At 64.0% G+C, this 23,117-nt stretch carries 20 protein-coding genes; 13 read left to right on the top strand and 7 right to left on the bottom strand.

All coding sequences use genetic code 11. The annotated features are described in order from the left end of the window. Positions 1–906 (bottom strand): dihydrodipicolinate synthase family protein, encoded by a 906-nt coding sequence (locus GGQ90_RS04110; RefSeq protein ID WP_188080963.1) that lies wholly within the window; start codon positions 904–906, stop codon positions 1–3. 136 nt (positions 907–1,042) lie between these two features. On the opposite strand from GGQ90_RS04110, the gene GGQ90_RS04105 reads away from it, so the two are divergent. From GGQ90_RS04105 to GGQ90_RS04070, 8 genes are all read left to right on the top strand, one after another. Further along, positions 1,043–1,777 (top strand): SDR family NAD(P)-dependent oxidoreductase, encoded by a 735-nt coding sequence (locus GGQ90_RS04105; RefSeq protein ID WP_188080962.1) that lies wholly within the window; start codon positions 1,043–1,045, stop codon positions 1,775–1,777. A 101-nt stretch (positions 1,778–1,878) separates the two neighbouring features. After that, on the top strand, positions 1,879–2,889 hold the full coding sequence (locus GGQ90_RS04100) for a L,D-transpeptidase (RefSeq protein WP_188080961.1): 1,011 nt from the start codon (positions 1,879–1,881) through the stop codon (positions 2,887–2,889). Between the two features lie 112 nt (positions 2,890–3,001). Next, positions 3,002–3,490 carry a nuclear transport factor 2 family protein gene (locus GGQ90_RS04095; RefSeq protein ID WP_188080960.1) on the top strand — a complete coding sequence of 163 codons (489 nt, stop codon included), beginning with the start codon at positions 3,002–3,004 and terminating at the stop codon, positions 3,488–3,490. Between the two features lie 140 nt (positions 3,491–3,630). Beyond that, entirely contained in the window at positions 3,631–4,866 is a 1,236-nt protein-coding gene (locus tag GGQ90_RS04090) for a glycosyl transferase (protein ID WP_188080959.1), read from the top strand. After that, entirely contained in the window at positions 4,859–6,016 is a 1,158-nt protein-coding gene (locus GGQ90_RS04085; protein WP_188080958.1) for a glycosyltransferase family 4 protein, read from the top strand. Before GGQ90_RS04090 ends, GGQ90_RS04085 begins: the two co-directional genes overlap by 8 nt. Before the next feature lies 1 nt (position 6,017). Further along, positions 6,018–7,037, top strand: coding sequence for a sulfotransferase (locus GGQ90_RS04080; RefSeq protein ID WP_188080957.1), 1,020 nt, complete (start codon positions 6,018–6,020; stop codon positions 7,035–7,037). Further along, positions 6,989–7,729: a winged helix-turn-helix domain-containing protein gene (locus GGQ90_RS04075; RefSeq protein WP_188080956.1), complete on the top strand. Its 741-nt coding sequence runs from the start codon at positions 6,989–6,991 to the stop codon at positions 7,727–7,729. Before GGQ90_RS04080 ends, GGQ90_RS04075 begins: the two co-directional genes overlap by 49 nt. A 315-nt stretch (positions 7,730–8,044) precedes the next feature. Next, a complete protein-coding gene (locus tag GGQ90_RS04070) occupies positions 8,045–10,843 on the top strand; it encodes a TonB-dependent receptor (RefSeq protein ID WP_188080955.1) in 2,799 nt (932 codons plus the stop codon). Positions 10,844–10,949: 106 nt separating this feature from the next. Here the strand turns inward: GGQ90_RS04070 and GGQ90_RS04065 are convergent, their stop codons facing one another. Both GGQ90_RS04065 and GGQ90_RS04060 read right to left on the bottom strand, forming a co-directional pair. After that, positions 10,950–11,552: a hypothetical protein gene (locus GGQ90_RS04065; protein WP_188080954.1), complete on the bottom strand. Its 603-nt coding sequence runs from the start codon at positions 11,550–11,552 to the stop codon at positions 10,950–10,952. Then, complete coding sequence (locus GGQ90_RS04060) at positions 11,549–12,310, bottom strand: DUF2092 domain-containing protein (RefSeq protein ID WP_188080953.1); 762 nt, start codon at positions 12,308–12,310, stop codon at positions 11,549–11,551. The genes GGQ90_RS04065 and GGQ90_RS04060 overlap by 4 nt, the downstream gene beginning before the upstream one ends. Positions 12,311–12,872: 562 nt before the next feature. Here GGQ90_RS04060 and GGQ90_RS04055 point away from each other — a divergent pair. Beyond that, positions 12,873–13,238, top strand: coding sequence for a YidH family protein (locus tag GGQ90_RS04055; RefSeq protein WP_246428114.1), 366 nt, complete (start codon positions 12,873–12,875; stop codon positions 13,236–13,238). An 82-nt stretch (positions 13,239–13,320) separates the two neighbouring features. Continuing rightward, positions 13,321–14,235, top strand: a complete 915-nt coding sequence (locus GGQ90_RS04050; protein ID WP_188080951.1) for a formylglycine-generating enzyme family protein — start codon at positions 13,321–13,323, stop codon at positions 14,233–14,235. Between the two features lie 44 nt (positions 14,236–14,279). Here GGQ90_RS04050 and GGQ90_RS04045 read toward each other — a convergent pair whose 3' ends face one another. After that, positions 14,280–15,107, bottom strand: coding sequence for an outer membrane beta-barrel protein (locus GGQ90_RS04045; protein ID WP_188080950.1), 828 nt, complete (start codon positions 15,105–15,107; stop codon positions 14,280–14,282). A gap of 671 nt (positions 15,108–15,778) precedes the next feature. On the opposite strand from GGQ90_RS04045, the gene GGQ90_RS04040 reads away from it, so the two are divergent. Further along, positions 15,779–16,936 carry a sensor histidine kinase gene (locus tag GGQ90_RS04040; protein ID WP_188080949.1) on the top strand — a complete coding sequence of 386 codons (1,158 nt, stop codon included), beginning with the start codon at positions 15,779–15,781 and terminating at the stop codon, positions 16,934–16,936. A gap of 52 nt (positions 16,937–16,988) precedes the next feature. Here GGQ90_RS04040 and GGQ90_RS04035 read toward each other — a convergent pair whose 3' ends face one another. After that, entirely contained in the window at positions 16,989–17,639 is a 651-nt protein-coding gene (locus tag GGQ90_RS04035) for a response regulator (RefSeq protein WP_188080948.1), read from the bottom strand. 375 nt (positions 17,640–18,014) lie between these two features. Between GGQ90_RS04035 and GGQ90_RS04030 the strand changes: the two genes are divergently transcribed. Then, positions 18,015–18,992, top strand: a complete 978-nt coding sequence (locus GGQ90_RS04030) for a SphA family protein (protein ID WP_246428113.1) — start codon at positions 18,015–18,017, stop codon at positions 18,990–18,992. A 16-nt stretch (positions 18,993–19,008) separates the two neighbouring features. On the opposite strand, the gene GGQ90_RS04025 is transcribed toward GGQ90_RS04030, so the two are convergent. Together GGQ90_RS04025 and GGQ90_RS04020 are read right to left on the bottom strand one after the other, a co-directional pair. Next, positions 19,009–21,525 carry an ABC transporter permease gene (locus tag GGQ90_RS04025; RefSeq protein WP_188080946.1) on the bottom strand — a complete coding sequence of 839 codons (2,517 nt, stop codon included), beginning with the start codon at positions 21,523–21,525 and terminating at the stop codon, positions 19,009–19,011. After that, positions 21,522–22,211 (bottom strand): ABC transporter ATP-binding protein, encoded by a 690-nt coding sequence (locus GGQ90_RS04020; RefSeq protein ID WP_037512998.1) that lies wholly within the window; start codon positions 22,209–22,211, stop codon positions 21,522–21,524. The genes GGQ90_RS04025 and GGQ90_RS04020 overlap by 4 nt, the downstream gene beginning before the upstream one ends. On the opposite strand from GGQ90_RS04020, the gene GGQ90_RS04015 reads away from it, so the two are divergent. After that, positions 22,210–22,932, top strand: a complete 723-nt coding sequence (locus GGQ90_RS04015; protein WP_188080945.1) for an arylesterase — start codon at positions 22,210–22,212, stop codon at positions 22,930–22,932. The two genes, GGQ90_RS04020 and GGQ90_RS04015, sit on opposite strands and share 2 nt — an antisense overlap. The last annotated feature ends 185 nt before the right edge of the window (positions 22,933–23,117 follow it).

Below are 23,117 nucleotides of genomic sequence, written 5' to 3'. Positions count from 1 at the left end.
TCAGCCCTGCACCACGCCGATTCCGGTCCAATCGTCGATCCGCGCGAGGATGCGGTCAAGCTCGCGCTGGTCACCCTCGTCCAGGTCCGAGCCGGGCGCGCGGGTGAAGGCGTCGGCGATCAGGCCGCGCCGGCGCAACACGCCCTTGGTCAGGCGCCAGCGGAACACCGCCTGCATCATCAGCAGCGGCAGCATCCGTTCATAATGGGTGCGCACCGCATCGCCGTCGCCGGCCAGATGGGCGGCCATCAGCGCGACATGCGCCTCGGGCAGTTCGGCCGCCGGCATGGTGCCGATCGCGCCGCGCGCCAGTTCGTCGGTGATGTAGCGGCCACCCGCCCCGCCGAAAATGCCCAGCAGATGATCGGGCGCGGCGGCACGGATCGCGCTGATCCGCTGGCCGCACGGCATATTCTCTTCCTTGACCCAGTGGATGGCGGGGACCGCGCCGACCACGGCGATGACATCCTCGGCGCTGAGGCCCGCGCCCATCGGCCGGGGCGCATTTTGCAGCATCAGCGGCAGGCCGGCTTCGCCGAGCGCGCGATAATGGGCGGCCAGCGCCTCATTGTCGCCGGCCAGCGCGCCCGGCGTCATCACCATCGCGCCGGCGGCCCCTACCGCCTTGCCCGCACGGATCAGCGCCAGGCTTTCCTCGATGTCGGCGCTGGACGCGCCGATGATGAAGCCGATGCGGCCATCGATGCGCGTGGCGATGCGGCCGATAAGGCCGATCCGCTCGTCGAGCGAGAGCATGTCATATTCGCTGGCGAGGCCCGGAAAGACCGCCCCGTCGACGCCGCAATCGACGACGAAATCGACAATCGCATCCATGCCGCTATCGTCGATCGCACCCGACGCATCGAACGGCGTGGGCAGAACCGGATATACGCCACTGACCTTCATGGAACCCCTTCCTCTCCTGTTTCCATCTCAATTATCGCTCATTTAGCAACACGTCAATCTAACATCGCCAGAATTATGTCATTGCTAGAGTTAAACGACATGATATGTTGCTTTTATAAATACGAATGGAGAAGATATGCCCCGCCTATCCGGCAAGATCGCCCTCGTCACCGGCGCCGCCGGGGGCATCGGTGCAGCCATTTGCACCCGTTTCCGGGCAGAGGGTGCCCATGTCGTCGCGATGGACCGGATAGCTCCCGATGCAGGGAACGCAGCATGGATCTGCAATCTCACCGACGATGAGGGCATTGCGCAGGGCGCGGCGGACCTGCTGGCGCGGCTTGGCGCGCCGGATATCATTGTCCATGCCGGCGCCGCGACCGAACAGGCCGACATCTTCGCCTCCTCGCCCCAGGCATTCAATGCGGTCTATGATGTCAATGTCGGCGGCGCGGTCCGACTGGTCCAGGCCTTCGCCCCCGCCATGCAGCGCGCAGGCCGGGGCAATTTCGTCTTCATTTCCTCGATCAATGCCCGCATGGGCGCGCCCAGCCTGGCCGCCTATGCCGCATCGAAGGGTGGCCTCGAAACCTTCATGAAGGGCTTTGCGCTGGAAGTCGCGACCGACGGTCTCCGCGCCAATTGCGTCGCCCCGGCCTCGATCGACACGGCGATGTTGCGCGCCTCCTTCGACCAGCAACCCGATCCGGCGGCGGCACTCGCGGCCAATATCCTGCGCCATCCGCTCGGCCGGCTCGGCACGGTCGAGGATGTCGCTAACCTGGTGCTGTTCCTGGCGTCGGACGAAGCGGCCTGGATCACCGGTGGCGTATTCCCGGTGGACGGCGGCGCCGGCATCACACGGCGATAGCAATCCCCCCACTATTTCGGAGCCTCATAGGGCCATTCCCCGATAGCGCTCTTGTGGAAACACCGATAAGCCTTGCCCGACAAGGAGCATGGGGGCCGAATATGCGTATCATCAGCCGCAATCTCATCCGCTGCGCAACGCTTTCCTCCCTCGCCATATTCTGTGCGGATGTCGCCCTGGCGCAAGGCGATCGCGCCACATCACCACCCGAATTTGCTCGCCGCGCCGACAATCTGAAGCCGGGCCAATGGGTCTGGGCGCCGCAGGTGTCGCCGACCGGGCCTCTGCTCGTCTATGTCGATCTCTCGCGCCAGATCGCGACCGTCTATCGCAACGGCGTGCGCATCGCCGTCGCCACCATCTCCTCGGGCAAGGAAGGGCATGAAACGCCGACCGGCGTCTTCACGATATTGCAGAAGGACAAGGACCATCGGTCCAGCACCTATAATAACGCACCCATGCCCTATCAGCAGCGCCTGACCTGGGACGGCGTGGCGCTCCATGCCGGCGGCCTGCCGGGCTATCCCGAAAGCCATGGCTGCATCCACCTGCCCTATAAATTCTCGCAGGAACTGTTCGCCATCACCAGCCTGGGCGCGACCGTCGTGGTCCAGGGCAATGCCGCCACCCATATGCGCACCAGCCAGGCCAACTTACTGTCGCCGATCAACGACAAGGGCGAGCAGGTCGAATATCGCCCGCTCAACGGCGAAGAATATCGCTGGCAGCCCGAACTGGCGACCAGCGGCCCGCTGACCATCATCGTGTCGAAGAAGGAACAGCGGATCGTCGTGCTGCGCAACGGCACCGAAATCGGCCGCAGCGTCGCAGAGATCAAGGATGGCGACCCCGGCTCCCATGTCATCACCCTGTCCACCGGCAAGGACGGCAAGCCCCACTGGCTCTATGTCGGCCTGCCCGGCCATGAAAATGATGTCGAAAATGTCGTGGACGAAGCGGTGCTGAACCGGGTGCGCCTGCCGCGCGGCTTCTACAACAAGATCCGCAGCCAGTTGAAGCCAGGAACGACGATCCTGGTGACGGACTCCAGCGTCGGCGCCTCCACCGGCGAGAAGCTCACCATCATGGACGCGGTCGCCCCTACGCCCTGACCGGTCGATCGCCAAGCATCGCCACGGCGGAGCCCTCTGCGCTTGCGGGCGCCCATCCCCATGCGCACAAGCTGTCGGAAAGAGCCGTATGCCATAGGAAAGGATGAGGATAATGCCCCGCTTCACCGCCGAAACCGCCATTGCCGCGCTGGAAATCGAGCAACTGGTGATCGAATGGGGCTATGATCTCGACCTCAACGGCGGCATGAACGTCGCGCCGCTCTGCACGGACGACTGCCATTATCTGGTCGGCGGCACCCTGCATCAGGGCCATGGCCCGATCACCGCCTTCTACACCGCCCGCAACGAGCGGGTCGCCACCCAGCAGAAGGACGGCGTCCGCACCCAGCGGCATACCATCACCAATATGCGCATACAATTCCCGGCCGCCGACCATGGCAGCGCGCAGTTCATGCTGGTCAATTATTCGGGTGAGGGCAAGGCGCCGATCCTGAATCTGGTCGGGCCGACCATCGTCGCCGATTGCCGCATGGAATTTCGCCGGGACGCGGACGGCGAATGGCGCATCTCGCTGTTCGACAGCACGCCGATGTTCATCGGCAATGATCCGTTCCTCAACGCCGCCGTCGTCCGGAAATAGGGAAGTTCATCGCCCGGCAAGGCTGACATCGAAATGCCGATCCCGGCGCACAATGTTACAGACGTCGCCGCAATCTGAAATCGCCGGGCAAAACCCGCCGCAGACACTCCGCCTGACCAGCGTCAGACCCGGAGTGCAGCGTGATACAACAGCCGATCAATTTCCCGGCCCGGACCGACCAGACAAGCAGGCCGACCCAGTCGATCTGCTTCTTTTTCAACGCGCAGATCCATCATCTTCCGCACGCCATGCCGCTGGCACTGGAATTGTCGCATGATCCGCGCTTTCGCATCGACATCATCGCGGCCGGGGCCGACCATGTTGCCCTGGCCCGCGATCTGGCCGCCCGTCATGGCGGCGGCCGGCTGAACTTCATCCATCTCGACAATATCTGGCTGCGCACCCTGTCCCATCTGTCGGGCCATGCCAGCCCGCCCAAGCTCGCCACCCTGCTCGCCGCGCGCCGCCGCCTCGCGCGCTATGACGCGATCGTCGTGCCCGAACGCACCTCGCTGCTGCTGCGCCGGCTGGGGCTGGCGGACAGCCGTTTCATCCACACCTGTCATGGCGCGGGCGACCGGGCGGTCGGCTATGATCCACGCATCGCCCTGTTCGATTTCGTCCTGCTGGCGGGCGAGAAGCAGCGCCGCCGGATGCTGGCACAGGGCCTTATCCGCGAGGATCATTATGCCATTGCCGGCTATGGCAAGTTCGACCTGACCCGGGGCCAGCGCCCGGCCAGCCCCTTCACCGACAATCGCCCGATCATCCTGTACAACCCGCATTTCTCGCCGCGCCTCTCCTCCTGGCAGGCGATGGGCATGGACGTGCTGCGCCAGTTCGCGGCCGATGACCGGTTCAACCTGATCGTCGCGCCCCATGTCCGGCTGTTCGACAATCGCCGCAAGCGCGCCGCGGCCGAGCGCATGCTGGCCGAATTTGCCGGCCTGCCGCATATCCATGTCGACCTGGGCAGCCGGGCCAGCATCGACATGAGCTATGTCCAGCTTGCCGCCGCCTATATCGGCGACGTATCGAGCCAGATCTACGAATTCATCGCCACGCCGCGCCCCTGCCTGTTCCTCAACGGCCATGGCGCGCAATGGCGCGACGATCCCAACTATGCCCATTGGCATTATGGCCCGGTCCATGAATGCGCCGATCGCATCCCGGACAAGGTCGCCGCCGCCATGGCCGCCCATGGCATGTATGACGCCGCCCAGCGGCGCGGCCTGTCCGATACCTTCACCAGCGGTGGCGCGCCTGCCTCGGCGCGCGGGGCCAGGGCGGTCGCGGATTATCTGACGCGTGGCGCGCCAGCAGCGAGGCCCGTTCCAACGCCCTATAAACTGCGGGAGGCGCTGCGCCATGGCTGATGCCGATCGCCGCCTCTGGCTCGTCGCCCGCGTCCATGCCCCCGATGAAGGCGGGGTCCAGACCTATGTGGCCGAAACCGCCCGCGCCTATGCCACGCTGGGCTGGCGCGTCACCCTGTTCGCCAAATCCTCGGCCGGCCCGCGCCGGGTCAGCAGCGACGGCGTCGAACTGATCGATGTCGGCCCGACCTCGCGCCTGCGGGTCTATGGCCGGCTGTTCCGCGCCATGGCCGGCGCCTGGCTGCGCGGCGAGCGCCCACAGGCAATCCATGCCTGCACCTGGCGCGCAGCCCTGCCCGCCCTCGCCTTTCCCCGCCCCCTCATCGTGACGATCCATGGTCGGGAAGTGGGTCGCCCGGCCGGCGGCGCCTTCGCCCTGCTGCGGCTGGTGCTGCGCCGCGCCCGGCGCATCGTCGCGGTCAGCGCCGTCACCCGCGACCTGCTGGTGCAGCGCCTGCCCGATCTCGCCGCGCGCAGCATCGTCGCCTGGAATGGCGTGCGCATGCCGGCCGACCGCCCCGCCACCGCCTTCCATAATGGCGACGCGCCGGCCCAGATACTGACCGTCTGCCGCCTGGTCGCGCGCAAGAATATCCCGGCCGCCATCGATGCCGCCGCCGCCTGCCTGCGCGAGGAGGCTTCACTCCACTACACCATCGTCGGCCGTGGCGTGGACGGCATCCGTATCCAGCAGACCGTGCGCCGCCACCAGCTGGAGGATCATGTCCGGCTGGCCGGCTATGTCTCCGACGTCGAACTGGCCGAGCAATATCGCGATGCCGACATCTTCCTCCACCCCCAGATCGCGCTGGAGGATGGCGCAGAGGTGGAAGGGTTCGGCCTCAGCGTCGCCGATGCCATGGCACAGGGGCTGGCCTGCATCGTCGGCACGGATGGCGGCCCGGCCGAACTGGTCCGCGACGGCGTCACCGGCCTGATCGTCGACGGCAATTCGCCCGGCGCACTGCGCGCGGCGCTCGCGTTGCTGGCGCGCGATCCCGCGCTCTGCCGCCGGCTGGGCGATCAGGCGCGGATCTGGGCCGCGAACAACCTGTCGTGGGAACGGCATTGCCGCCTCGCCCTGCACGAACTGCCGACCCGCCGCCCTGCCCCGTCTCGCAGCGCACCCGCACTGACCGAAGGAGGATAGGATGCACATCGCCAGCGGCCCCATCGTCCATATCGGCTATCACAAGACCGGAACCACCTGGTTCCAGGATATTTTCTATCCCACCGTCCGCAATCGTCGCTACCTGCCCCGCGCGGTCGCGCGGGCCGCCTTCCTGGAAGCCGGTGCGCTCCATTTCGAGCCGGACCAGGCCCGCCACACACTGGGCCACGACCGGAACGACATCATCCTGTGTGAGGAAAATCTGAGCGGTGGGCTGCACAATGGCGGGCTGGCCGGCAATCTTTCCAAGGATGTCGCCGGCCGTATCCGCGACACGCTGCCCGGCGCGCAGATCGTCATCTTCGTGCGTGATCCCTGCTCCGCCATCGCGTCCGCCTATCTCCAATATGTGAAGGGCGGCGGCACCTTCGGCATCCACCGCTATCTGTTCGGCCGCGACCGGCTCGGCCCGGTGGCGCCCGAACGGGACGAGACACCGGGCTTTCGCCGCGAACATTTCGACTATGCGCGGCTGATCGCTCATTATGACCGGCTGTTCGGCGCGGATAATGTCCATGTCTTCCGCTATGAGGACTTTCGCGCCGATCCGCGCGGCTTTGCCGCCGCCTATGCCGCCCGTTTCGGGCTGGACGTCGCGCTCGACCGGCTGGATTGGGGCACACGCAACCCCTCCCCCGGCCGGCTTCTGCTCTGGGCCTTTCGCGCCGCCAATCTGTTCACCCGGCGCGCCGTCGCGGACAAGGACTGCCTGCTCCATCTGCCCGGTTGGTACGGTCTCAGCCGCAAGCTGCTCCGCCGCGCCAATGGTGCGGGCCGCTTCGGCCGCCCGCTGCGCATGCGCGACATTTTGGACGAGGGCGCGATCGCCCATTTCAACGACTATTATCGGCATGGCGAGGCGGCCATTGCCGACCGACTGGAACAACAGGCATGCCGCGATACAAAATCACGCGACGGAATGGCCGCAACGGCGCCGTCCTATGCTCGATCATGCAGAACAGCCACATTCTCCTCGCCGACGATGACGCAGCGCTGCTGACGTCGCTGTCGGACTATTTCGGCCGCTATGGCTTCGAGGTCGACACCGCCGCCAATCTCGCCGACATGCGCCGCCTTTCGGAAGAAGGTCATTATGACCTGTTGATCGCCGAACCGATGATGCCGGGCCAGTATACCGCCGGTCTGTTGCGCGAATTCGCGTTTGAACGGCGCATCCCGGTCATCATCCACAGCCGCGCCAGCAGCGACATCGATCGCATCCTGGGCCTGGAAATGGGCGCGGAAGATTATCTGATCAAGCCCTGCAACGCCCGCGAACTGCTCGCCCGCGCCAATGCGGCGCTGCGCGCCCGTCGCCGCCAGGCCGATGCCGGCACCCTGGCTACGGCCCCGCGCGACAATAGCTGGGTCGCCTTCCAGGGCTGGCGCTTCGACCTCACCACCCGCCAGTTGTTCGATCCGAGCGGCGGCACCATCTCGCTGTCCGAGGGCGAATATCAGTTGCTGCGCGTCTTCGTGGCCAATGCGCGCCAGGTTTTGAACCGCAACCAGCTGCTCGACCAGGTCTATGGCGCATCCAGCGATCATTATGACCGCGCCATCGATGTCCAGTTGTGCCGCCTGCGCCGCAAATTGTCGGCCGGCGGCCTGATGGGGCAAACGATCCGCACCGTGCGCAACGAAGGCTATATCTTCGTCCACCCCGTCACGGCTGGCAACGCCACGAACTGAACAAGATAAAAATCCAAAATACCACCCTGCATATGAAAATATGCGGGGCATTTTTCGTCATAAAACAAATACAACCTAGAAAACCAATTGAATTTGCAATAATTGGAAATACACGCAACATTTCACAACATAATCAAATCTATCGCCATATCTGTTTTTTATTGGCAACAGCTTTGTTAAACCTTTGTGAAACACGGCAAATCGCGTTGACGCACTTCGCCTCACGCATACAAATCTCTTCATCGGCTCGCGTCATCCCAAGGACAAACCAACAGGGCGCGGGCCGGGATAAAAATCCCAAGGGAGATTATTTTCATGCCGTCTCACATCATGCGGCGCCTTTCGGCGTCGACCATCCTGCTCGGCCTGGCGACCCCGGCCTTCGCGCAGACCAGCGCGGCGGATGACGGCGCGACCAGCGACACCATCGTCGTCACCGGCTCGCGCATCGCCCGCCCCGACCTGCAACAGGCATCGCCGATCGCGATCGTCAGCGCGCAGGAGTTGAAGCTCAGCGGCAAGGTCAATGTCGAATCGATCATCAATGACCTGCCCCAGCTGATCCCCAGCACGACGGCGGCATCCAATAATCCGGGCGGCGGCGTGTCGACGGCCGACCTGCGTGGCCTGGGTGCCAACCGCACCCTGGTGCTGGTCGATGGCCGTCGCTACGTCTCCTATGACTCCAACCAGATCGTCGACCTCAATACCGTTCCGGCGGGCCTGATCGACCATGTCGAGGTCGTGTCGGGCGGCCGCTCGGCTGTCTATGGGTCGGACGCGATTGCCGGCGTCATCAACTTCGTGACCAAGCGCGACTTTTCCGGCGTCGAAGCGAACGCCAATTATCGCATCAACCAGGAAGGCGATGGCGGCACCTTCAACACCAACCTGCTGATGGGCGGCAATTTCGCCGACGGTCGCGGCAACGCCACCTTCTATATCGACTATACCAAGCGCGACGCCGTGCAGCAGTCGGCCCGCAGCTACACCAAGCAGGCCTATACCGATGACGGCGATGGTGGCCTGGCCGCCGGCGGCTCGGGCTCGATCCCCGGCACCCGCTTTGCCCTCTCGGGCACCCAGTATAAGTTCAACCAGGACGGCAGCTACTCCGACTACAACTCAGCGACCGACGCCTATAATTATGCACCGGACAATTATCTTCAGGTGCCCCAGAAGCGCATCCTGCTCAGCGCCCAGACCCATTATGACGTCAACGATCACCTCACCGTCTATGCCGAGGGCCAGTTCATCAACAACCGGGTGAAGAACCGCCTGGCATCCACGCCATTCACCGGCTCGGTTTCGCTCGACGTCGACTCCTCCTTCCTCTCGCCGGAATCGCAGGCGCTGCTGTCGGCTGCGGACACCGATGGCGACGGCTATGCCACGGCCGCCATCTACCGCCGCCTCAACGAAGTCGGCGCCCGCATCTCCAACGTCGACAACACCGCCTATCGCACCCTGATCGGTGCCAAGGGCCAGATCGCCGGCGACTGGAACTATGACGGCTATTACAGCTATTCGCGCACCAAGCAGGTCGAGACCCAGACCGGCAACGTGTCGCGCAGTCGCGTCGAGCAGGCGCTCAAGACCACCTATGACAGCGACGGCAATCTGGTCTGTTCAGACACCAGCAATGGCTGCGTCCCGCTGAACATCTTCGGCGAAGGCAATATCAGCAGCGAAGCCGCCGCCTTCATCTCGATCCCGGTCAAGAATGTCAGCACCGTGACCGAACAGGTCGCCAGCTTCGCCGTCACCAACGGCAATCTGTTCGATCTGGGCGCCGGCCCGGCCGGTATCGCCTTCGGTGCGGAATATCGCTCCGAACATGGCAGCTATGATCCGGACTATGCCCTGTCCTCGGGCGACGTCGTCGGCTTCAACGCCGGCGAGGGCCTGTCGGGCGGCTATAATGTGAAGGAGCTGTTCGCCGAAATCGACGTGCCGCTGCTCGCCGACCTGCCGCTGGTCCACAAGCTCGACTTCAACGGTGCCTATCGCTTCTCGCATTATTCGACCGCAGCCAAGAATGTCGGCACCTTCTCGGCCGGCCTCATCTACGCACCGATCAAGGACGTCACCTTCCGCGGCCAGTATAGCCGGGCGGTGCGTGCGCCGACCGTCGCGGATCTCTATTCGGGCCAGTCGCAGGACTTCCCGACCGCGAACGATCCCTGTTCGACCGAGGACGCGACCACCAATGCCAACCTGGCGTCCAGTTGCGTCGCGACCGGCGTGCCGTCGAGCGCGCTCGGCACCGACATCAACGGTGGCAGCTCGCAGATCGACTCGATCACCGGCGGCAACCCGAACCTGCGCGAGGAAAAGTCGGACACCTGGACCGCGGGCGTCGTGCTCCAGCCCAGCTTCCTGCCGCGCTTCAGCCTGACGGTCGATTATTACCATATCAAGATCGACAATTATATCTCGACGCCGGGCACCGCGAACATCATCAAGGCCTGCTATGGCGATCAGTCCAATGGCTGGACGCCTTATGACAGCAGCTATTGCTCGCTGCTGCCGCGCAACGAGAACAGCTATGCGATCGAGGGTGCGGAAAATCTCCTGTCCAACACCGGCGGCCTCAAGACCGAGGGCGTGGACTTCGAGATGAACTACAGCCTGCCGCTCAACTTCGGCGTGTTCGGCGCCAAGACCGGCAAGCTCAGCTTCCGCGTCGCGGGCACCCGCCTGATCCGTTACGACCTGAACCCGGTCGCGGCGATCCCGGAACTGAACCAGAGCTGCGCCGGCCGCTTCGGCGTCTATTGCGGCGACCCTTATTCCAAGCTGCGCCTCAACAACCGCATCACCTGGAGCAGCGGTCCGATCACCCTGGGCCTGACCCATCGCTATCTGTCGAGCGTCCGCGACGACGACGATACGACCACCTATACCGTCGAGAAGATCAAGGCCTACAACCTGTTCGACCTCGGCCTTCAGGTGCAGGCGACGGAAACCTTCGGCTGGTCGCTCGGCATGAACAACATGTTCAACAAGAAGCCGCCGATCATGGGCGACAACCAACAGCAGTCGAATACCTATCCTTCGACCTACGACGTCTATGGCCGCGCCTTCTTCGTAAACGCCTCGGTCAAGTTCTGATCGCACTACCGGACCGGTCCGCTGCCCAGATGGGGAGCGGACCGGCCTATCCCACGCAAAAAGCGGCCGCCCGTTCGGGCAGCCGCTTTTTCACTCTATCAGAACTTCAGCGCGGCGGATTGACCACGACATATTGCACCGAAGAACCGGCATATTGCGGCTGATACCAGGTATTGCCGCACTGCGAATAGCTGATGCCATTGACGATCACGGTCGAACAATCCGGCGGAACGCTGCGCACGATCGATCCGATCGCCGCCGCCGTCAGCGAGATGGCTGCCGCCGTCGCGACGGGATGCCAGTGATCATCCCAGTCATCGTCCCAACGATCATGATGGTCATAATGATCGCGATGCCCGCCATCATAATGATTGCCACCATGATTGACGTTCACGTTGACATTATTGTTGCTGATATTGTTCCGATGGCCACCATGATTGACATTGGTTGGTCCATGATTGCGCACAGGAGGTCGTCCACCGGCGGGCCGACCACCGGCGGGCCGATGGGCGCCGCCGCCCGCAGGTCGGCTGGGCCGCGCGCCCCCGCCGCCGGGGCGCTTGCGCGGCGGCGCCGCTTGCGCGCTGTCCGAAGCCGCCACCGCCAGCAGGAAGCCACTGGCGGAAAGGGCCGTCATGCCGGTCGTCACCGGCTGGGCCAGGATCGCCAGCGATGCGATCACGGACAGGCTGTTGGTCGGGCGCTTCATTTCGTGTCTCCCTTGCCAAGATCGACCAACATGATCTGATGCGCGTCGGCGGGCGGCGCGAAGGCCAGATCGGCCGCGCTCGGCTGCGCCTGCAGATCCCAGTGCAGGACCGCCACATATTGCGGCATCGACGGATCGGTCGTGTCGGTAATCACCAGCTTGCAGGGCAACTGGTCGCTGTCGTCGATCCAGATCTGCCAGTCGACCTGCTCCTGACGAAAGGCATAATGGGTGCAGGTGCGGCTATCGATCTTTTCCGGCCGGACCAGATAGCCCGACTTGATCCGCATCCGCAGCGACTGGTCCGTGCCCCAGGTGAACAGATCCGCCAGCGGCAGTTCGATGCCGTAACTGGTCTTCAGCTTGTCGAGCGCCTGGCCGATCGATCCGCTGGCCGGCACCGACGCATAATAGTTGAGCCGTGGCGCCAGGATCGTGAACTTGCCACCGCCGAAATAATAATCGCGATGCTGGATGTCGGATACTGCCGAAATCTTGAATGCATCGGGCCGGTGCGCGCGAATGTCGACCGTACCGCCATATTGCAGCTTTTGCCCTGTATCGAGCACCTGCTCGGTCGTCACATCCGCCTTCAGCGCAAAGGCCGGCAAGCTGATCAGCTTGGCGCTCATCTTGTCCATCGCGGCCATGGCAGCCGGCTCGATCTCACCCGCCGCCGGCGCGCTGGTCTGCGCATAGGCCGTGGATGCGGCCAGCAACGCCAGCGGCACACAGAGACATTTTATCCTAGACCTCATGACAAGCTCCTTCTGCCCGGATCGAACGCGCGGCGAGATGCGCAATGCTGGAAATGGCCCCATCTCCCTTGCCGCCGACTATCGCCGTTCCGACGGGGCCGCCCATCGGGATAAGTGCCGATTTGGGCGCATTTCTTTCCGTGGCGTCCCTGAGCCCGATGGGGCATCAGGCGGAAAGTGCAGTCCTTCTTCCCGCCTGATGCATGACCGCACCCGGGGGGATGGGCGGCAGTCATTTCATGGGCCGGCAATTCCGGCCGATCCTTCCCGGCGCGCCCCAACTTGGGCGCCTCCCCGGCATTTTTGCGTCGTTATCAAGCTAATGCACCGTCAGGCCCGGCCAAGTCGGGATTTGCCCTGATCGGCGTCTTCCCCCAAGGCCTGTCACCCGACGCAAATGCAACATGCTGCTATCCAACGGTTCGTGGCCATTGTCCCCGTGGCCCGGCGACAGATCGTTACTGTCCCGCCCCAGGGTTTATCATGATCGCCAATCCCCGGCAGCGCGCCTAGGATCGCATCGGAATTTTTCGCTGACGGAGCGGCGATCATGACGGATGACATGCCCAAACTGCCAATCGATCTCGGTGCAAAGCGCACCGTCATGGCCGCCGACCGGACATTGATGGCCTGGATCCGCACCTCGCTATCGATGCTCAGTTTCGGTTTCACGATCTACAAGTTCCTGGATGCCGCAACAGAAAAGACCGGTCATGGCGATTCAGAAAGTCCGCAGCATATCGGCCTGTTCCTCGCCGGCATGGGGACGCTTGCCATCCTGCTCGGCACATGGGGCTATTGGATGACCCTCTCCGACCTCAAGCAGAGCAACCAGTTTCACCTGGGCCGGCCGGTGCTGCTGATGGCGCTCATCATGTGCATAGCCGGCATCGGCCTGTTCGCCGCCATTGCGACGCGCGCCGTATAGGCGCATCACAGGCCCGACAGACAAGGAGTATCGGTTGACCGTGCCATCCCCCCTCGCCTCGCCGGCCTCCGCGCCGGAAAACATGATCCATATCCCTGGCGGTCGCTTCATCATGGGGTCGGACCATCATTATCCCGAGGAGGCCCCGGCCCATCCGGTCGAGGTCGATGCCTTCTGGATCGATTCCACTCCCGTCACCAATCGCGATTTCCGTCGCTTCGTGACGGCAACCGGCCATCGCACCACCGCGGAGATCGCACCCAACCCGGATGATTATCCCGGCGCCCAGCCGGAGATGTTGCGCCCGGCCTCACTGGTCTTCACACCCACCGATCGCCCTGTGCCGCTGCATGACTGGAGCCAGTGGTGGCGCTATGTCTTCGATGCCGACTGGCGCCATCCGCTAGGTCCGGACTCCTCGATCGACGATCTTGACGACCATCCGGTGGTCCATGTCACCTATGACGACGCCGCTGCCTATGCCGCCTGGGCGGGCAAGACGCTCCCCACGGAAGCCGAATGGGAATTTGCCGCGCGCGGTGGCGTCGACGGGCAGGAATTTGCCTGGGGCGACGAACTGATGCCCGATGGCAAGGCGATGGCGAATTTCTGGCAGGGCAATTTCCCGTCCGAAAATCTGCTGGTCGACGGCTATGAACGCACCTCGCCGGTCGGCAGCTTCCCCGCCAATGGCTATGGCCTGTCCGACATGATCGGCAATGTGTGGGAATGGACCGAGGATTTCTACGCCGCCCGGCATCAGGCCGATCCCTCGCGCCCCTGCTGCGCGCCCCGCAACCCGCTCAACCAGGCGCGGGAAGCCAGCTATGATCCGCAGCAGCCCCAGATACTGATCCCGCGGCGGGTGCTCAAGGGCGGCTCGCATCTATGCGCGCCCAGCTATTGCCGGCGCTACCGGCCGGCTGCGCGTCATGCCCAGGCGATCGACTCCTCGACCAGCCACATTGGCTTCCGCTGCGTGATCCGCGCAGCCTGACGAACAGAGCGGGCGCCGTGCCGATCGGCACGACGCCCTGTCCTTTAGAACCCAATCTGCATGAAGACCGCCGGACCGCTGAAGCGATATCTCATCCGACCGGCCCAGTTGTCCTTGTCGACATCGACGCGATAATTGACGTAGCGCCACATCGCGCCGATCCCGACATTCTTGGCAAAACGCCAGGTCATGGCGGCTTCCGCGTTGAGCAGACGCCCCTTGTAATCGTCGATCGTCAACGACAGATAATCCGCCCGTGCGCCCAGGGTCAGGCTGGTCGCAATTCTCTGCGTCGCGAATAGTCCAACCGTCGGCAGCGGCGCCAGCGCCTTGCGGCGACGCTGCGCGCCACTGAGCTGCGCCTCGCCGACCCTGGCATCCCCCTTGATCGCCAGGACAAAATCGGTCGCATGCACACCCAATGCCGCACCGACGCGGGTGTCCGTCGTGTTCACGAACGCGTATCCGAAGGTCAGTCGATAGACATCGGAATCGAAACTGCTCTCCACTCGCACCCCGGCCGGATAGGTGACATCGTCGAAGGTGATATCACGCGCCACCGTCTTGGAACCGTTGCGGCTCAGGGAATAATATTCCCCCATCACCGACCAGTCCCCCCCCAGCCGGATCCCTGCCGCGACCTGCGGCAGCGCCTTGTGCTTGTCGAGATCGAGGTCGGATTCCAGGTCGATATTCGTGCCACCATCCGGGTTGGAGGCAGGGGCGACCCGGACATGGGAACTGACCGATGGCCTATAGGCACCGACTTCGATCCAATATTTGTCGTCAAGCGATTGCGCCTTGGCTGGCGTGGTTCCAGCACCCAACATCACGACACTGATGCCGGCTAGCCTGATGCTATGACGAGACATGTCTTCCTCCCTGCGGCCTGCGGCCGTCCATTCCGGCGTGGTGAACCATGCCGCCAGCCCATTGTGCCTCCTCGCGCCAGGCTTGGGCATCGGGGTCATTTCCTAGGAGTGCGAAAATTGATGCCGGGGTTATCCCGATGATGAAATCGGCATCAGACTGGAAAATGGCGAAAAACCGGATAGCGATACGATCGGGCCACCTCAGGGTAATTACCCGATGGCAAATGGCCGTGCCAACCATGCTGCCCTTCTCGTCGCTTCACATGTGCGACTCAGGAAAAGGAAGGGCGATACCCGGCAAGGCAGTCCCCCCATTACGTATTTTTCCTTATCCATCCCAATATACACAAAACTCACATTTTTTCAAAGTATACAATATTGTACCTAAGTCTAATTCCGCCGTTAAACGGCCATTTCCCATAGCTTTTACGCCATGCTTCTGCCGTATGACCGACAATCAAAAAGTCACCTTACCGCAACGCAAAAACCCGATTTTTACCAAGCACCGACCATTGCTACATAGAATTACCCCCGGTATACTTACTGACAACAGGGTCGCTCGTTAGTTAGTCCAGTTATGCGCGCCATTCACTGCGCATAACATCCGCCTGCGCCGGGATTTCGGTTCATGCCAGGGGATTGAGTAGAATATAGCTGGTGAGGGAGACGTCATGCTCGAACTACATCAAGCGGGGGCACCTTTTTATCCGGAATTTTTCGGCGAGGAGCGTCGCAGCACGGCACTTCCCGCGCCGATCTACCTGGTTCCGCCCGCCCCGCCCCAGACGTCGTGCCGTTCAGACTTGCAGCGCCTGCTCAACAGCATTCCGGTCAAGATCGTGGTAATCGATCGCGACGCACGGATCGTCGCCATCAATCGCCCCTGCCAACCCTATCTACATGCCGTGGGGCTCGATCTGCACCTGGTATCGGGTCAATGCTATTTCGCCCTCAAGGAACGGTTCAGCACCGCACCGCAGGACATCAAGAGCGTGAGCGATCATGTCGAAGGCCTCCGCCGGGACGGCACACCCTTCAGCCAGTTGGTCCGCTTCCCCCTCGCCGGGCACGAAATCCGCATGGTCATCCATGGCGAGCGACTGCCCGGCGACGAGGAACTTTTCATCCTCAGCCATCTGGATGACGAAGACCCGGAAAGTGAAACGCCCAATCCCCGCCGCTATCATCTGTCAATGCTGCAGGCCGAGGAAGAAGAGCGCAAGCGGATTGCGCGCGAACTTCATGATGAGACCTTCCAGCAACTCGCACTGATCCAGTTCAATCTCATGACGCTGCGCAGCAGCGACATGAACGCCCAGGCCAGCGACGCCTATCAGGCTATGGAAACGTCGCTCAAGGCGATCCAGGATCAGGTGCGGACCTTGAGCTATCTGTTGCACCCGCCCGAACTCGCGGAAGACGGCATTGAAGCCGCGCTGGCCCATTTCAGTCGCGGATTCGCACGCCGGTCGGGACTCCAGGTCGAATTTCGCTGCCTCTCGGGTCCGATCAAGCGCGATCCGGACATGGAGATCGCCTTCTATCGCGTGGCCCAGGAGGCGCTGGCCAATGTCTATAAACATGCCGACGCCAGCCATGCCGTCGTCCGGCTGCGGCGGAGCCAGGCGGGCTTTGCTCTGGAAATAGAGGATGATGGCCGGGGCGTGCCCGAACATATTCTCAACGGTCAGGGACGCGATATTGTCGGCGTCGGCCTGTCAGGCATGCGCGAGCGAATCATGGCACTTGCCGGCCAGTTGGAAGTCCGCCGCACCGGCACCGGCACGCTCGTCATCGCCACCATCCCACGTCGCCGCCAATATGACTGATCCTGGCTGATCGGCGGCGCAGGGTCAGACCCGCCCGCCAATCACGCCCTTATCAGGGTTCGACGATATTGTTGCGCACCGCGTAGCGCACCAGTTCGGCGGTCGTCCCCAACTTCAGCTTGTGCATCGCCGCCGCGCGGTGGGTCTCGACCGTCTTCACGCTGATATCCAGCAGATGGGCGATCTGCTTGTTGATCTTCCCCTCCGCGATCAGTTGCACGATTTCGCGCTCGCGCGGGGTAAGCGTCGCGACATTGCTGCCCGCGACGCTGCTCTTCACATAATGGTCGAGCAATGTTTCGGAGATCGCCGCCGAAAAATAGGGTTTGCGTAGCGACAGCGCCTCGACCGCCGACTGGAGATGCTGGCCGCTGTCGGACTTGAGCACATAGCCGCGCGCGCCCGCACGCAGCACCTCGACCAGCAGATCCTCCCGATCATGCATGGTGTAGATCAATATCTCGATCCGCGGAAACTCCTGCTTGAGCGCGCGGGTCAGTTCCAGCCCGTTCATCAGCGGCAGCGAATAATCCAGGATGGCGATGTCCGGCTGCGTCTCGCGCGCTGCCTTCAGCGCATCATGGCCGTCCGACGCCTCGGCGACGATCTGCCAGCGATCCTGGGTTTCGAGAAAGGTTCGAACCCCCTGCCGCAACGCCTGATGATCGTCGGCAATCAATATCCGCGTCAATGGCTTGCTCATCCTTTACCCCTGTCCACTCCCGATGCTCGCCCCTGATGAGCCCATCTATCATTGCGGCCTGCCCGCCTGAAACAATGGGGGTTTTCCCCCGCATTGGCCAGGATTGCCCCGACGCAGCGCATATCCGCCGCATATCCGCCTTCCGGTCAGCGCGAGCACGAGCGATAGCGGCCAGAAACCTGACACGGCCCGCCATATTTGGCGAGAGGAAAGCATGGATATCGTGCCTTTTCGTAATCTTATCATCCGCCACAGGGTTTTCTGCGATGCAAGCTTCCCTGATCCGGCTCGGGGATTATCCCGATGGCCCCGCCTGGCCCGTCGATGGATGATGGAACCGGGCTTTGCGCCCTTCAGGGATAATGGGGACAGATGATGCGCAATGTAAAAACCTGCCTGTTTGGCGCTATCCTGCCGCTGGCCGGCGCCATCAGCACCCCGGCCCATGCCGTCGAAGGCGCAGCCAGCCTCTATGTGCCCGGCACTGGCGGCCCCGCCACAGCGGTGATGGCGCCGCTGGAGGGCATCTATTTCGACGACACCGTATACATCTACAATGGCAGCGCCAGCGCCAACAAGGAATTCGTGGTCGGCGGCAATGTCGTGGCAGGGCTAGATGCAACGATCGTCGCCGACTTTCTGACGACGCTGGTGGTGCCCTCCACCAATTTCCTGGGCGGCACGCTGGCCATGGGCATGACCCTGCCGGTAGGCGCGCCGATGATCGACGCCAACGCCGTCGTCACCGGTCCGTTCGGCAATCTGCGCAGCCTCAACGTCCATGATTCCGCTCTGGTGGTCGGCGATCCGGTATTCAACACCATGCTCGGCTGGAAGGCGGGCAAGCTCCACATCCAGGCCAGTTCCATGGTCAACATTCCCGTCGGCCATTATCGCGAGGATCAACTGGCCAATCTGGCGCTGCACCGCTGGGCCGTCGACACCTCGCTGGCGTTCAGCCTGCATGACGATGCAAGCGGATGGGACGTTTCGGGCAAGGCCGGCGTCACCTTCAATGGCAAGAACGACTATACGAAATATAATAGCGGCAATGAATTCCATCTCGAAGGCGCCGTGGAAAAGGCCCTGTCGAAGACGTTCTCGCTCGGTGTCCAGGGCTATTGGCTGAAGCAGATCAGCGATGACAGGAGCAGTGGCGCCCTGCTCGGCGCCTTCCGGGGCGAGGTGGTCGGCGTCGGCGGCACCGCCGCGGTCAATGTCGTGATGGGCCGCTCGCCCGCCACCTTCCGCCTGCGCGCCTTCAAGGAACTCGACGCCACCAACCGGCTGAAGGGCGAGGCCTTCTTCCTCAGCCTCAGCCTGCCGCTCTACATGAAGATGCCCAAGCAATAACGCCTGGGCATCCTCCTTATAGCTGCCGCAGCGCCCTTGCGGGCCGCACCGACATCAGCGGAATCGATCCGGCGAGGCCAATCCCCAGCGTCAGCACCGCCCCGCCCGCCAGCGTCGCCAGCACCACGCCCCAGTCCGGTGCCCAGCCAAAGCTGAAGACCTGCACCACCACATACCAGGCCGCCGCCCCGCCCAGCAGCAGCGCCACCAGCGCCAGCAGCCCGGCCAGCACGCCATATTCCAGCGCCTGCGCGCCCAATATCTGGCCGCGTGTGGCCCCCAGCAGCTTCAGCACGACACTGTCATAGCTGCGGCTCTGCCGCCCGGCCGCGATCGCGCCGATCAGCACGGCGACCCCCGCCAGCACCGTCACCGACGCCGCCGCCAGGATCGCGCCCGACATCTGATCCAGCAGGCCGGACACCTGGCTGATCACCTGCCCGACCTCGATCACCGACGCGCCGGGGAAGGTCGCCAGCAGTGCGCTGGTCACCGCCTGCTCTTGGCGCTTGTCGGGCAGGCTGATCGTCGCGGTCAGGCTGTGCGGCGCCGACGCCAGCGTGCTGGGCGAAAACACCATCACATAGTTGAAGCCCATCGTGTCCCAGTTGATCTTGCGCAGCGACGCGACCTGCGCCTCGATCTCGCGGCCCAGGATCGACACGGTGATGCGGTCGCCGACCCAGATGTCCAGCGCCTTGGCCTGGTCGGCATCCAGCGACACCAGCGGCGGGCCGACATAATCGCGTGGCCACCAGCGCCCCTCGACGATCTCACTCCCCTCTGGCAGGGTCGCGCTATAGGTGACGCCGCGCTCGCCGCGCAGGATCCACGCCCCTTCGGGCTTTTCCTTGAGGTCGGTGACGCGCTTGCCCGAATAGCCGGTCACCGTGCCGCGCAGGATCGGCACGACATTCAGCTTCGCCACCGGCACGCGCTTGGCAATCAACGCACGAAACTGCGTCTCCGCCCCGGCCGGCATGTCGAGCACGAAAAGGTTCGGCGCCTGTTGCGGCACGGTCCGGCCGATCTCCGCCTGAATGCTGGTCTGGATCGCCGCCAGCGTGACGAACAGGGTCAGCGCCAGCCCCAATGCCACGGTCAGCGCCGCCGTCTGCGCGCCGGGCCGATGGAGGTTGGCGAGCGCCAGCCGCAGCAGCGGCCGCCGCGCATGGGGCATGCGCCGCGCCAGCCACCGGATGCCCTGCCCCATCGCCAGCAGCAGCAACAGGGTCGCTATGATGGCCCCCAGCATCGCCGCCGCGAACAAGGGCGTGCGCGCGGTCAGCAGCACGACCGCCACCAGCAGCGCGATCGCCCCGCCGACCAGCGCCAGCGTGCGCCGGTCGATCCGCCGCCGCCCGTCGACCAGGGTGCGCAGGATCGCCGCCACCGGCTCGGTGCGCGCGCGGGCCAGCGGCGGCAGGGTAAAGATCAGTGCGATCAGCAGGCCATAGGCGGCGCTCGTCACCAGCGGCAGCGGATAGAGATGGAAGCCCGGCGCCACCGGCAGCATGTCACCCGCCACCCAGACCAGCATCGGCGGCGACAACGCGCCCGCCACCAGCCCGGCCAATATGGCCAGGCCCGCGACCACCCCGATCTGGAGCAGATAGATGCGCTGGATATCGGCCGAGGTCGCGCCCAGCACCTTGAAGGTCGCCAGCGCGCCGCGCTTGATTGCCAGATAGGACGCGACGCCATTGCTGACGCCGATCCCTGCAATCACCAGTGCAGCCAGGCCGATCAACGACAGGAACTGGCCCATATTCTCGATGAAGCGGTTGGTGCCCGGCGCCGCCCGCTCGCGGTCCTTATACTCCCAGCCCTGCTCGACATGGCGCTTCTCCAGCCGCTCGCGCAATGCCTGCGCATCCGCTCCGGCGGGCAGGCGCAGCCGATATTTGGCGCGATAGAGACTGCCCGGCTGGATCAGCCCGGTGCGGTCCAGCCCATCCATCGACACGATCGCCACCGGCCCCAAAGTGAAGCCCTCGCCCACCCGGTCCGGCTCGTCGGCGATGATCGCCGCCACGGTGAAATCGGCCGTGCCATAGCGCAGCGTGTCGCCGACGCCGATCGCCATCCGCTCCGCCAGGGCCGGGCTGATCAGGATGCGGTCAGCCGCCAGCGGTGCATAACGCCCATGCTGCAGCGCCAGCGTGCCATAGAGCGGATAGGCATTGTCCACGCCTTTCAGCTCGGTCAGCAACGGCTGCGCCTCGCGCGCCCCGCCATTGTGGACCATGGCGCGCAGCCGCACCGTCTCGCTCATCCGGCCCAGCCGCGCGATCGCCTGCTGGTCGCGCGCCTCCATCACCCGCCGGGTCATGGCGATCTCGACATCGCCGCCCAGGATCATCTGTCCCCGCGCCGAAATCTCGCCGGTGATCGCGCTGGTCAGGCTGCCGATCGCCGCCAGCGTCGTCACGCCCAGGAACAGGCAGACGAACAGCAGTCGCAAGCCGCGGAACCCGGCATGCAGGTCGCGCCGCGCGATCCGCCAGCTTGCCCCCCACCCCAATGTCGTCACGCGGCGACCTCCCCGCTCAGCTGCCCGTCGCGCATCTCGACGGTCCGGTCGCACCGCGCCGCCAGCGCCGGATCATGGGTGATGATCAGCAGGGTCGCGCCGCTCGCCTGTTGCCGGGCGAACAGCAGGTCGATGATCGCCGTGCCGGTCGCCTGGTCCAGATTGCCGGTGGGTTCGTCCGCGAACAATATCGCCGGATCGGGCGCCATGGCCCGCGCGATCGCCACGCGCTGCTGCTCGCCGCCCGACAGCTGGGCGGGATAATGGGACAGGCGGTGGCCCAGGCCCACCGCCTTCAATTCCTGCGCCGCCCGCTCGAACGGATCGGCCAGACCCGCCAATTCCAGCGGCACGGCGACATTTTCCAGCGCCGTCATCGTCGGCAACAGATGGAAGGATTGCAGGATGATGCCGATCCGCCCGCGCCGCGCCCGCGCCAGCCCATCCTCGTCGAGCGAGCGATAATTGACGCCCGCCACGCTGACCGTGCCGCCGCTCGCCTGTTCCAGCCCCGACAGGATCGCCATCAGCGACGACTTGCCCGATCCCGACGCGCCCAATATCGCCAGGCTCTCGCCCCGGCGAATATCCAGGTCGATGCCCTTCAATATCTGCGTGTTGCCGAGCGAGAGGGTGACATTGCGCGCCTGGATCGCGATATGGGGGGCATCGATGGTCGCATGCATGAAAAAGGAAGGCTCCTTGGCGAACGGTTTCCGGCTATATGGGTTCTCGCTGCTGCTTGTCCAACTGCTCGCCGCCTGTTCCCCAACGAAGCAAGAGGCGCTTCCCGCCGCCGACAACAATGCAGTGAACATGACAGCGAAGGCGGCACAGCCAATCGCCGATGGCAAGCTGGTCGTCGTGTTCGGCGACAGCCTCTATGCCGGCTATAATCTTCAGCAGGATCAGGGCTTTGCACCCATCCTTGAACAAGCTCTGTCAAAACAGGGGATCAAGGCCCATGTCGTCAATGCCGGCGTGTCGGGCGACACCAGCGCCGACGGCCTCGCCCGCCTCGCCTTCGGTCTCGACGGCCTGTCCCGCAAGCCCGACCTGGTCCTCGTGGGCCTGGGCGGCAACGACATGCTGCGCGGCCTCAGCCCGCAGGCGACCCGGAGCAATATCGACGCCATCCTGACCGAACTTACCAAGCGCGGCATTCCCGCGATGCTGACCGGCATGATGGCCTCGCCCAATATGGGGCCGGACTATGCCGCTGCCTTCAATCCCATCTATCCCGATCTGGCGAAGAAGCATGGCGTGCCGCTCTACCCCTTCTTCCTCGACGGCGTGATCGGTGAACGCAGCCTGCTGCTGCCCGACGGCATCCACCCCAACCCGCAAGGCGTCCAGCGCATCACCGCCAAGGTTGCGCCATCGGTGGCCAGGCAGTTGGGGAAGTAGGCGGCGAGGGAAATCGGGTGCTTCGTGAAAACGGTTAAAATGGGTGGCTTCCTGCCATTCCCCTCCCGTAAACGGGAGGGGCAGCGAGACTTAGGCGCGCAGCGCGTTAGTCGCAGCGGGGTGGGCTTGTGCGACGTCCAGCCCACCCCCTAACCCCCTCCCGCCTGCGGGAGGGGGAACATGTC

Origin of the sequence: Sphingobium scionense, from assembly GCF_014197035.1 — a bacterium.
Lineage (GTDB): Bacteria > Pseudomonadota > Alphaproteobacteria > Sphingomonadales > Sphingomonadaceae > Sphingobium > Sphingobium scionense.
This window is presented reverse-complemented; position numbering and strand designations above follow the sequence as displayed.